The organism is Aureimonas pseudogalii (assembly GCF_014196835.1).
GTDB classification, from domain to species: Bacteria; Pseudomonadota; Alphaproteobacteria; order Rhizobiales; family Rhizobiaceae; genus Aureimonas; species Aureimonas pseudogalii.
The window spans coordinates 1-11,090 of record NZ_JACIEK010000036.1; the positions used below are offsets into that span (position 1 = coordinate 1).

The following is an 11,090-nucleotide window of genomic DNA, read 5'->3' on the forward strand; positions in this document are numbered from 1 at the left end:
AGCCAGTCCATCAAGGTCGTGGCCGGTCGTTGGGGGTTCGTTCACATGAGCGACTTCACCAAGCGGTTTCGCCAGCGCTTCGGGCATGTTCCCAGTCAGGCGCAGTGGAAGTCGAAGATCGCAGCCAGCCGTCCGCTCACCGAGCCGTAGGGGTGGAAGACGACGGGAGACGGTCCACACGCTACCATCGTTCGACGAGAACGTAGGACCAGCGAGCGTCCCGAGGCTCGACGCCGGGAGGAGCCAGGCGAGGTGCCGAGGCGTGATGTCCCCCGGAGTGGCGACATCTCGATGTCGATCAGCCTGTCCGTTGCGATGCGTGATCGAGCGCGACCGTTCGATTCCAGGCGATCGACGTTGCGGATCTCATCGTGGCCGGCAGTTCAGAACCGCGCTCGCAGGCCGGACATAGGACGGCGATGGACGCGGCGTTTCCCCTTTGCAAACCGGGCCGTTCGGCATCTGCAACGCAGGCAACTCAACGCAGACGCTGTCCTTTTCCGTCGAACAGCCGGGCGTCGCCGGCATCGTAGAACAGCTGCATCCGGGTGCCCTGGGACGGCGCCTGCCCACGTTCGCCTTCCACCACGAGCGGCACGCCGGGTGCGACCTGCCCATAGAACCAACTCGCGCCGCCAAGGAACTCGACGAAGCTCACCGTGAACGGCAGGAAGGGCTCGCCGGGGCGGGCAAGGCGTAGATGCTCGGGCCGAATTCCGAGCGTCACCTCGCCGTCCGCCGCACGCGCAGCCTCGCGAAGCGCCGGGGCGGGAAGGATCTGCCCCGCCACGTCCAGGCCCGCCGAACCGAGGCGAGCGGGAAGGAGGTTCATCTTCGGGCTGCCGATGAAGCCGGCGACGAAGAGGTTGTCGGGATCCTCGTAGAGTTTCGTCGGCGATCCGACCTGTTCGATCCGGCCCGAGCGCAGCACCACGATCTTGTCGGCCAGCGTCATCGCCTCGGTCTGGTCGTGCGTGACGTAAACCATCGTGTTGCCGAGCGCCTTGTGGAGCCGCGCGATCTCGATGCGCATCTCGACGCGCAGCTCCGCGTCGAGATTGGACAAGGGCTCGTCGAAGAGGAAGATGTCGGGATCGCGCACGATCGCCCGGCCGATCGCGACGCGCTGGCGCTGGCCGCCCGAAAGCTGGCCCGGGCGCCGGTCGAGAAGCGGCGTCAGGTGCAGGATCTCGGCGGCCGCCCGCACCTTGGCCTCCACCTCGGCTGCTGGCCGGCGCGCCATCTTCAGGCCGAAGCCCATGTTGCCGGCGACGCTCATGTGCGGATAGAGCGCGTAGGACTGGAACACCATGGCGATGCCGCGCCGCGAGGGGTCGAGGTCGGTCACGTCGCGCTCGCCGATCGCGATCTCGCCCTCGCTGACCTCCTCGAGACCGGCGATGAGGCGAAGCAGCGTGGACTTGCCGCAGCCGGACGGGCCGACGAAGACCACGAACTCGCCGCCCGCGATCGAGAGATCGATACCCTTCAGCACATCGACCGCGCCGAAGGACTTGGCGACGCCGCGAAGCTCGAGGCCCGCGGCCCCGGTTCTAGCGCCCGCGGGGCCTCCCGTGGCGGGACGCGGCGAAACCGCGTTCATCGCGCCCCCTCCTGCCGGACCCAGACGAGCATCTCGCCTTCCGCCCGGTTGTCCCAGGCGTAGTAGGGCACGGCGCGCAAGCTCGCCGCCTCCCGCATGGGCGCCGTGGGCGCATAAAGCGCCGCGCCGTCCGCCCCGATCTCGCGAAGGCCCTGCGTCACCAGCACCGTGGCGCCGCCAAGGTCGCTCGCTTCCTCGCAGCGGAAGGCGCTCTCGGGCGTCAGCAGGACGGAGTTGAGGTGCGCGCCGTTGTCGGCCTCCTCTAGGCAGTAGACCAGCGGCCCGCGCTGCAGGGCGACGCGGCCCTGATCGGCGCCGATCTCGGGACGGGCGTGGAGCCGCTCCACCGGCATGTCGATGTCGAGCTCGACCCGGTCGCCCGCTGCCCAACGGCGGGTGAGCCGAAGGTAGCCCTTCTCCTCATGGGCGCCGACCTCCACCGCCTCGCCGTTGACCGAGACGGCGATCGCCGACGACCAGCCGGGCAGGCGCAGCGACAGGGTCCAGTCGGCTGGCGCCTCCGGCTCGACGGTGAGCGCGACGCGGCCCTCGAACGGATAGCGCGTCTCCTGCCGGATGCGGACCTTCGTGCCGGCGGTCTCGAGATCGGCGACGCCCTCGCAATAAAGGTGGACGGCGATCTCGCGCTCGGCCTCGCCATAGGCGTAGGTGCCGACGGAAGCGACGAGGCGCGCGATGTTGGGCGGGCAGCACGGACAGCGGTGCCAGCGCCAGCGATGGTGCGCGCCGCGGCTTTCCAGCGGGTTGTCGTAGAAGAAGCGCGTGCCGTCGAGCGACAGGCCGACGAGCGCGCCGTTGTAGAGCGCGCGCTCCATCACGTCGCCATAGGCGCGGTCGGGGCCGAGCCCGAGCATGCGGTTGGCCCAGAAGACGAGCGCCACGGCCGCGCAGGTCTCGGCATAGGCGGTCTCGTTGGGCAGGTCGTAGTCGAAGGTCAGGCCCTCGTTGTGAGCGGAGGGGCCGAAGCCGCCGGTGACGTAGAGGTTCTTCTCCGTCAGGTGACCCCAGAGCGCTTCCAGCGCCGGCTTCAGCGTCTCGTCGCCGTATTCGGTCGAGACGTCGGCCATGCCGGAATAGAGATAGGCGGCGCGCACGGCGTGGCCGACGACGTGGCGCTGCGCGCGCACCGGCTCGTGGCTCTGTGTGTAGCGGTGGTCCTCGAAATGGTAGTCCTGCGGATCGCGGCCGCGGGCCCTGGCCTCCTCGTCGAAATAGTGCGGCGCGGCGCCCCGCTCGTCGACGAAGAAGCGGGCGAGGTCGAGATAGCGCCGCTCGCCGGTGGCGCGGGCGAGGCGCACCAGCGCCAGCTCGATCTCGGGATGGCCGCAATAGCCGCGCTTCTGGCCCTCTCCCGGTCCGAAGACGCTCGCGATGTGGTCGGCATAGCCGGCCATGATGTCGAGCAGGCGCCGCTTGCCGGTGGCGTGGAAATAGGCGACCGCGCCCTCCATCATGTGGCCGGCATCGTAGAGCTCGTGGCAGTCGCGAAGGTTGGTCCAGCGCCTGCCGGGCTCGATGCGCTGGTACCAGGAGTTCAGATAGCCGTTCTCGTCCTGCAGCCGCCCATAGGCTTCCACGACCTCGTCGACGCGCGCCTCGAGCGCGGGATCGGGCTTTCGAGAGAGTGCATAGGCCGCCGTCTCGATGCTCTTGCCGAAGTCCGAGTCCCAGAACATCTGCGTGGTGACCGTGTCGTTGCCGGTCTGGAAGGGGATCTTGAGGCCGGGGTTCGGCCGGTCGGGATCGACCTGGTCGAGCATGCCCGCCGCGATGCAGCGGTCGAGGAGCGTGTGCGCCGTGGTGGCGGCGATCGCGTCGATGCGCGGGCCGAAGAAGCCCTCGACGCGGACCTGATGCACGGCGGGCGGGCGGAACTTGGCCTTCGGGCGCGCGGCGTCGCGGGCGAGGAGCGGAGCTTGGACGTTCATGGCGTTCCCTTTGGCGAGGCGGTCGGCGGTCACTTCACGGCTCCTGCGGTGAGGCCGCGGATGTAGAAGCGCTGGAGGGCGAGGAAGAGGAGGAGGCAGGGGATCATCATCACGGTGACGCCCGCCTGCACGGCGCCCCAGTCGACGGCGCCGTAGCGCCCGGAGCGCACGGCCGTCATCAGAACCGGCAGCGTGTACTTCTCCTGGTCGGTCAGGAGCACGAGGGCGGCGAGGAACTCGTTCCAGGCGTTGAGGAAGGCGAAGAGCCCGACCGAGACGATGCCGGGCAGCACGAGCGGCCCCATCACGTAGACGAGCATGCGAAGCCCCTTCACGCCGTCGATCCGCGCGGCCTCCTCGATCTCCTTGGGCACCGCGTCGAAGGCGTTGCGCATCATGAAGACCGAGAAGGGCAACTGCAGCGTCGTGTAGAGGAGCACGAGCCCCGTCAGCGTGTTCTGCAGCCCCAGCTTGGCGAGGATCAGGAAGAGCGGCGTCAGGATCGACTGGAAGGGGATCATGATGGTCGAGAGGATGAGCACGAAAGCGAGGCTCTTCAGGGGAAAGCGGAAGCGCGAGAAGCCGTAGCCCGCGAGCACCGAGACCAGCACCGTGAGCACCGTGGTGCCGAGCGCGACGAAGAGCGAGTTGCCGGCATAGTGGAGAAGGCCGGTGCCGAAGGATTGCAGCCGCCCGTAGCTGTCGAAGGCCAGACCCGTGGTCGGCCAGGGCGGCAGCGGCGCGCCGGCTTGCGAGAGCGGGCGCAGCGAGGCCAGCACCACGACGACGATCGGCGCGAGGAAGAGGGCCGCGACGAGAACGCCGGTGACGTGGAAGAGGACGGCATGGAGCCGGGCGCCCGGCCGCGGCGGGCGCGGGCTCGGGGTGTTGGCTTCAGGCAGGGCATTCGCCGAGGAGACGAGCGTCATCGGGCGTCCTCCCGGTCGCGCAGCAGACGCAGCTGGATCACGCTGAGCACCACGAGGATGGCGAGGAGCACCATCGACAGCGCCGCGCCGTAGCCGAGGCGGAAGGACACGAAGGACTGGCTGAAGATCCAGTAGACCGCCGTGATCGTCCGGTTCTGCGGGCCGCCGGCGAGGATGATGTAGAACTGGTCGAAGGCGAGCATGGAGCCGGAGACGCAGAGGATCAGCGCGAGCGCGAAGGGCCGGCGCACGAGCGGCATCGTGATGTGGCGGAAGCGCTGGAGCATTCCGGCGCCGTCGATGCGCGCGGCCTCGGAATAGTCGGTGGGGATCGCCTGCAGGCCACTCATCAGGATCACCATGTAGAAGCCGGCCATCTTCCAGATCACCATGGCCGTGACCGACCAGAAGGCGGGCTCGAAGATGGCGAGGATGTTGACGCGCCCCTCGGTCAGCCCGATCGCCTCGGCGAGCGCCGAGAAAAGGCCGCTGTCGACGTTGGACAGCCAGGCCCAGAGGAGGCTGGCGGAGGCGAAGCCGATCACCACCGGCAGGAAGAAGACGGTGCGGTAGAGCCCGGCCATGCGGCGCGGCTTCTCCACGAGGAGCGCCAGCGCCATGCCGGCGATCATCAGCCCGGCGGTGGCCGCGAGCGTGTAGCGCAGCGTGAAGAGAAGCGCGTTCCAGAAGTTCCGGTCGCCCCAGAGCGCCTTGTAGTTGGCCAGGCCCACCCAGCGCGTGCGTCCGATCAGCGGCCAGTTGTGCAGCGACATCCAGGCGGTCATCGCGAGCGGCAGGAGGAAGAACACGAGAACGAGGAGAAGCGCGGGCGCGACGTAGAGAAGGCCGGTCCAGTCGCGTCGGCGCCGACGGGGCTTGCGGAGGGGACGCGCCGCGGCGAATGCGAGCGAGCTTTGCGTTGACGGGACCGACATGGCGCGATCGCTTCCGTTGGAGAGAGCCGAAGCGGCGGACGCTTAAGCGTCCGCCGCCGGTTCGCGTCGCTCGCTCAGGGCGCGGTGTCGATGATCGACTGCATGGCGTCCTCGGCCGTCCGGATCGCCGGCTCGATGGAGGCGGCATCGCCGAAGAAGGCGGTGTTCAGCAGGGTGATCCAGGGACCGTTCGCCGAGTTGATGAGGTCGTTGAAGACCGGCGAATAGGGCGTCCGGCCCTTGGCCATGGCGTCGGCTGCGAGGAGATAGCGCGCGTCGAGGCCGGCGAGCGCCTCGCTGGCGAGATCGCCGCGCACCGGCAGCGAGCCGTTTCGGGCGAGCAGCGTCTGGCCTTCCAGCGAATAGGCGTAGTCGAGGAAAGCCTTGATGCCGGCCATCTTGTCGGTGCCCTCGGAGACCACGATGTTGTCGCCGCCGGCAAACGACGACCACTGGCCGTCCTTGCCCGGCAGGTAGGTGACCCCGTAGTCGAGTTCGGGATGTTGCGTGTTGAGCGCGCCGATCGCGAAGGAGCCCGACGGCGTCAGGCCGATCCTGCCGGTGGCGAAGGCGGCGAAGAAGTCGGCGCCGGTGTCGGTCTGCGAGCCCGCGGGCACCAGCCCGTCCTTGGCCATGCCCTGGTAGAAGGCGAGCGCGTCGCGCATCTGCGGCGTATCGAGCGTCGCCTTCTTTCCGTCGTCGGCGAAGATGTCGCCGCCGGACGCCCAGATCAGCGGCGTGAAGGTGAAGATGTTGCAGCCGCCGCAATTGCCCGAGAAGTAGAAGCCCTTCACGTCGCCGCCGAGTGCATTGACCTTTTCGGCGTCCGCGCGGATCTCGGCCCAGGTCGTCGGGCCCTTTTCGGGGTCGAGGCCGGCCTGTTTGAAGAGCGACTTGTTCCAGAGAAGGACGGAGGCGTCGGCCGAGAAGGGCAAGCCATAAATTCTGTCCTCGAACGTCGCCGTGGCGACATGCGCCTTCGAGAGCTGTTCGAAGTAGGGCAGCGACCTGGCGAGGTCGGTGATGTCCTTCAACTGTCCGGCCGCGGCGAAGGCGGGCGTGTAGATGAGGTCGAGCGAGAGCGCGTCGGGCGCCGAGCCTCCGGCCGAGGCGACGGCGTATTTCTGGACGAGCTCGTTGACGGGTACGATCTGGAGTTCGACCTTGTGCTCGTTCTGGCTGGCGTTGAAGGCCTCGACGATCTTCGGCATGAAGGTCGAGCCGTCCGAGCGAACCCAGAGACTGACGGTTTCCGCGCTCGCCGGGGCCGGCAGAGCGATGAGGGTGGCGGCGAGGCCGCCGAGCCCAAGGCACCAGTTTTTCATGTCCGTTCCTCCCAATGTGTGCGCGCCTCTTCGAAGGCGGGCTTCGCCCCATCGTGCGATCCGCCGTTCCTCCCGGCGGTTCGCACGATGCGATCTCACGTCTCGCCGCCGCAGGAGCGGCGCACGACCAGCCGGCAGGGCCGGCGCCGGATGCCCGGTGCCACCGTTCTGCCGTCGATCCCGTCGAGCAGCGTCAGTCCGGCCTCCCGGCCGAGAGCCTTGAATTCCATGTCCACCGAGGTGAGCGGCGGGCGGGTCGCCTCGGCGAAGAGGCCCCAATTGTCGAAGCCGACGACCGCGACGTCTTCGGGCACGCGAAGGCCCTGCAGAGTCAGCGCGTCGATCAGGCCACGCGCGATCTGGTCGTTGCCGCAGAACACGGCGTCCGGCTGCTCGCCTCCGGCCGCGAAGAGCCGCTGGCCGGTCTCGTAGCCGAAGCGCTCCGACCACTCGCCGAGCAGCGCCTCGCCCGGCGGCGCCAGCGAAGCCTCCGCGAGCGCGCGCCGCCAGCCGGCTTCGCGCAGGTGCACGGCGGCGAACCCGCCCGGCCCGGTGACATGCGCGATCCGCCGCCGCCCGAGCGCGACCAGATGCGCCGTCGCCAGATGAGCCCCGCCCTCGTCGTCGGGCACGAAGCCGATGCCGCCCTCCGGGCAGGCGGCGTTGACGTGGACGAGCGGCATATGGAGGGCCGTGAATTGGATCGGCAGCGCGCGATCGATGCGCTTGCCCGCCATCACCAGTCCGTCGACCTGCTTGTCCTCCATCGCCTCCAGATTGAGGCGCGCGCGTTCGGGATCGTCGTCGATGGCGCAGAGGAACACCGACACGCCGCGATCGGCCATCGCCGCGGAAAGACCGGCCGCGACCGGCAGGGTGAAGCGGCCGTAGGTGTCGTTGGTGAGGAGACCCAGCGTGAAGGAACGCTTGTGAACGAGGGCCTTTGCCATCGCGTTCGGCCGGAAGCCGAGGTTGCGCGCGGCATCCTGCACGCGCTGGCGGGTTTCCGGCATCATCCGGCCTCGCTCGTTCAGCGCCTTCGAAGCGGTCGCCACCGAAACGCCGGCCGCCGAGGCGACCTCACGGATCGTGATGCGGGCTCTTCCCGACGCGGACGGCGCTCCCGTATCCGTCATGACGCCTCCCCTCACATCGAGCCCAAAACCGCTGAGAAAAGGATTTCTCAATCTGAGAAACCGTTTTCTCATTTCAACCCAACTCTGTCAAGGCTTGCTGCCATCATGCGCGGAGCACGACGCGCATCCTGTTCCCGGACAACGAAAGAGGATCACTGCGGCCTGATCCGCTATTCGCACATGCAGCCGTCGCTCCAAGCTGCTGAGAGATCAGACATGTCGGCTCTGTAGGTCGACAGCGGACGCGGACACCCCAAAGCGGGTCATCAGTTCTTGAACCCTTTTAGGCCCTTCGAGAAGCGCGGAAGGCGATTCCGAAGGCGGACCACCCATCGGGTATTCGGGTTTGATATTCTGTCCCTATGACACCATTCGCACGCAGGCAGTTTGGGGGGCTCTGTTGCAAAGATGCGAAGGCAGTGAGAGCCTGTGGCTCTGAAGACGGCGGATAGCGCCAAGCTCTCACTGCGATCTGGATCTTGCAATGGCGCCGGTTGCGGCATCGGCCCGGTCGAGGTTTAGGCCGATGAGGCAGCCATCTACATGAGCAACCCGACTGCTGTTCGGGTTCTGGCCTTCATGGCGAGCACTCCTCGACTGTCGGTTGGTTGCAGATGGCTGCACGGGCCTCGATCGCCTTGCAGACGAGATCGTTGATCTGCGACCCCTCGTGGTCTGCCATGACCTGAAGGCGCCAAAACGACTTGCTACGCGCCACGGCTGGGTATTCGACGAGGTTCACGATCGCTCCGTTGCGGGTCATGTGGCGCGTCATCAGGCGGGCGGTGGCACTGTCGCCAACGGCGACCGGAACAATGGCACTGGGCTCGCCCGTCGTGACGAAGCCGTTCTCATGAAGCTGCTGCCTGAGATAGGCGACATTGGCCGCCAAACGCTTACGGCGCACCGCTCCCTCGGGGTCGGAAACGATGGCAAGGGCTTCGAGAACAACTGCGGCCTGGATCGGCGTCATCGCATTAGTGAATGTCTGCGGCCCGCAACACGCGCGCATGGCGGTGCGAAGGCCCCGGTGCTGCGTCGCGACGAAGCCACCGATTGAGGCGAAGGTCTTGGAAAAGGATCCCATCAGGACGTCGACCTTGCCGACCATTCCCTGAACTTCTAGGATCCCTCTTCCCGTCTCGCCCATGCAGCCCAGATCGTGGGCGCAATCCACCAGCAGCGTCGCACCATGCTCGGTACAAATCGCTTGTAGTTCGGCGACGGCGGGGCTGTCGCTGTCCATGGAGAACAGTGTCTCGGTAACGACGAGGATACCGGCGTCCGGCTGAGCCGACCGGATGCGAACGAGGTGTTTGCGAACTGCTTCGTTGGACAAATGCGGAAAGCGGTGCACGGTGGCGCCCGAACAACTCGCGCCCTCCTGAAGGCAGGCATGGGCGAGGAAATCGATGACGATGTGGTCCCCCGGCCGGGCCAGCATCTTCACAATGCCATAGCCTGCCGTCCATCCCGTCGGAAACAGTGTCACTTCGCGGTATTCAAGAAATTTCTCGAAGGCTTGTTCGAGACGCAGAGACATTTCGCATCCGCCCATCAGGCTGGACGAGCCCGCGCTGTGAACGCCAAAGTCTTCGGCGGCTGACTTGACGGATCGAACCAATCTCAAATGGGATGATAGCGAAAGGTAATCCTGACTCGCAAAATTCACGCCTGAGAATGCAACTCCATTCCGGAACACCCCGGAGACGGTAGCGCTGATCTTACCTCTCGAGTACTTTTGATAGGGATCAAGGCCTAAATCACAGCGATCGTCGAACCACTCGGCCACCGGAAGCCAGCGGCGAACAAGGTTGCTTTCGTGGCCTGCATAGTGGTCGTTCACGACCCCATTCAAAACGCGATCCGACGCGAGATTCTCGGCCTGCAAGATGTTCGGCATTACCAAATTCATATCACGCAGTTCCCGCCGGACATTTTCCGTCGGAACGTGGGTAGCAAACGGAACGTGTCGTCGGCTTCACTCGAAGGGGTGAAACGCCTCCGGATTTGATCACCCCCTTGTCGGTGCAACCCCTGTTTCCGTCACCGGCGAGTGCTGCGTGGAGCGGCTCCGTTCGACGATATCGATGACGGAGAAGCGGTATGGTCGCTTGCCTTATGCATGCGGACGATGACGACAGCGGGCTCTGTTGCAAAGTTTCCGGCGTGTAGAAATTTGTCCTACTACCTCCAACCATCGATAGCCAACCGCGTCCGAAACTTGGCTTCACGCATCATTTGAAACTACGACAACTGGCCAAATCGGATGCGGACAGGTCTCGGCCTGAACGGATTTTCTAACTTTCCGGCAGCCGAAGAATCATTGCAACAGAGCCGGTGAGAGGTAGCCCGCATGGTGGCAAGATGGAAATCCGAAACGGTGATTTCGGATTTTAACAGGGTGGCAAGAGCGTCGCCAAGGCGTCGCCGCCGGTGGCCAAACCGGCAGGTTTCGACCTGTTTCAGTCCTTCATCCGCCGTAAGCGAGGCTCTGATAGCTGTCATTGGGCCAGCGCCTCGACAGTCTGCGGTGCGCTGAACTGGTCTCGGCAGGATTGCGGGCTCACGCCCGCGCGCCGGCGGAAATGATGCCGCAACGTATCTGCAGAACCCATGCCGATGGCGGCCGCGATCTTGTCAATGCTGTGACGGCGTTCGACGAGAACCTGGAGATACAAGCCGCCGTGTGTCGAGCGCGGCGAACTACCGAGATGCCGCCAGAGCCATGGTAGACCTTGCTCTAATTCAAACCAGACTGACCTCGACGTTAATAGTCTGAGGAGGCGAGCCGAGCAGCGGAAGACAGTCGAAGACCTTGAACCGCGAAGTCCCGTCAGGCCCACGATTCCACTTCATAATCGCTCACGAAAGCGATCAACCCCGTCTCGATCGTTTTCCAAATCACGCGGAGATCGCGCAGATCCTCCAGCGTGAAGGCACGCGCATGATGCGATGCTGCGCGGAGCCGACCTGCGTCGTGCAACAGCGCCGCCAACGCGGCAGGATCATCGAACCCTGCCTCAAACACCACCTCAAAATGCTCTGGGTTGCTCATGATCCGCGCGTAGTGCGCATAGTCGGCATGGTCGAGGACATCGCCACCGCGCTTCCGCCATGGAGTGGACCCCATTTCGCCGGACAGGCGGCTGTTGGGTTTAGGCACTGAGCCTTATGAACTCACGAGGCGAGCGGAACTTCAGGCCTGAGTGC

Annotated in this window: 9 protein-coding genes; all 9 read right to left on the minus strand. The window is 66.0% G+C overall.

The annotated features are described in order from the left end of the window. Positions 1–478 precede the first annotated feature (478 nt). On the minus strand, positions 479–1,603 hold the full coding sequence (locus GGR04_RS23340; protein ID WP_183202956.1) for an ABC transporter ATP-binding protein: 1,125 nt from the start codon (positions 1,601–1,603) through the stop codon (positions 479–481). Beyond that, positions 1,600–3,552: a glycoside hydrolase family 127 protein gene (locus GGR04_RS23345; protein WP_183202958.1), complete on the minus strand. Its 1,953-nt coding sequence runs from the start codon at positions 3,550–3,552 to the stop codon at positions 1,600–1,602. Before GGR04_RS23345 ends, GGR04_RS23340 begins: the two co-directional genes overlap by 4 nt. Before the next feature lie 29 nt (positions 3,553–3,581). Next, positions 3,582–4,481, minus strand: a complete 900-nt coding sequence (locus tag GGR04_RS23350) for a carbohydrate ABC transporter permease (RefSeq protein WP_183202959.1) — start codon at positions 4,479–4,481, stop codon at positions 3,582–3,584. Next, on the minus strand, positions 4,478–5,416 hold the full coding sequence (locus GGR04_RS23355) for a carbohydrate ABC transporter permease (protein WP_183202961.1): 939 nt from the start codon (positions 5,414–5,416) through the stop codon (positions 4,478–4,480). The genes GGR04_RS23350 and GGR04_RS23355 overlap by 4 nt, the downstream gene beginning before the upstream one ends. Positions 5,417–5,490: 74 nt before the next feature. Continuing rightward, entirely contained in the window at positions 5,491–6,741 is a 1,251-nt protein-coding gene (locus tag GGR04_RS23360) for an ABC transporter substrate-binding protein (protein ID WP_183202964.1), read from the minus strand. Positions 6,742–6,836: 95 nt separating this feature from the next. After that, positions 6,837–7,877, minus strand: a complete 1,041-nt coding sequence (locus tag GGR04_RS23365; RefSeq protein ID WP_183202966.1) for a LacI family DNA-binding transcriptional regulator — start codon at positions 7,875–7,877, stop codon at positions 6,837–6,839. Positions 7,878–8,454: 577 nt separating this feature from the next. Then, positions 8,455–9,792, minus strand: a complete 1,338-nt coding sequence (locus tag GGR04_RS23370) for an aminotransferase class I/II-fold pyridoxal phosphate-dependent enzyme (protein ID WP_183202968.1) — start codon at positions 9,790–9,792, stop codon at positions 8,455–8,457. A gap of 589 nt (positions 9,793–10,381) precedes the next feature. Next, entirely contained in the window at positions 10,382–10,558 is a 177-nt protein-coding gene (locus GGR04_RS23375) for a hypothetical protein (RefSeq protein WP_183202970.1), read from the minus strand. A 155-nt stretch (positions 10,559–10,713) separates the two neighbouring features. After that, positions 10,714–11,043 carry a hypothetical protein gene (locus GGR04_RS23380; protein ID WP_183202972.1) on the minus strand — a complete coding sequence of 110 codons (330 nt, stop codon included), beginning with the start codon at positions 11,041–11,043 and terminating at the stop codon, positions 10,714–10,716. Between the last annotated feature and the right edge of the window lie 47 nt (positions 11,044–11,090).

Bases quoted from the DNA above. Each gene is read 5' to 3' on its own strand.
- GGR04_RS23365 (WP_183202966.1), bottom strand. From the start codon at position 7,877: ATGACGGATACGGGAGCGCCGTCCGCGTCGGGAAGAGCCCGCATCACG.
- GGR04_RS23350 (WP_183202959.1), bottom strand. From the start codon at position 4,481: ATGACGCTCGTCTCCTCGGCGAATGCCCTGCCTGAAGCCAACACCCCG.
- GGR04_RS23345 (WP_183202958.1), bottom strand. From the start codon at position 3,552: ATGAACGTCCAAGCTCCGCTCCTCGCCCGCGACGCCGCGCGCCCGAAG.
- GGR04_RS23355 (WP_183202961.1), bottom strand. From the start codon at position 5,416: ATGTCGGTCCCGTCAACGCAAAGCTCGCTCGCATTCGCCGCGGCGCGT.
- GGR04_RS23360 (WP_183202964.1), bottom strand. From the start codon at position 6,741: ATGAAAAACTGGTGCCTTGGGCTCGGCGGCCTCGCCGCCACCCTCATC.
- GGR04_RS23340 (WP_183202956.1), bottom strand. From the start codon at position 1,603: ATGAACGCGGTTTCGCCGCGTCCCGCCACGGGAGGCCCCGCGGGCGCT.
- GGR04_RS23370 (WP_183202968.1), bottom strand. From the start codon at position 9,792: ATGAATTTGGTAATGCCGAACATCTTGCAGGCCGAGAATCTCGCGTCG.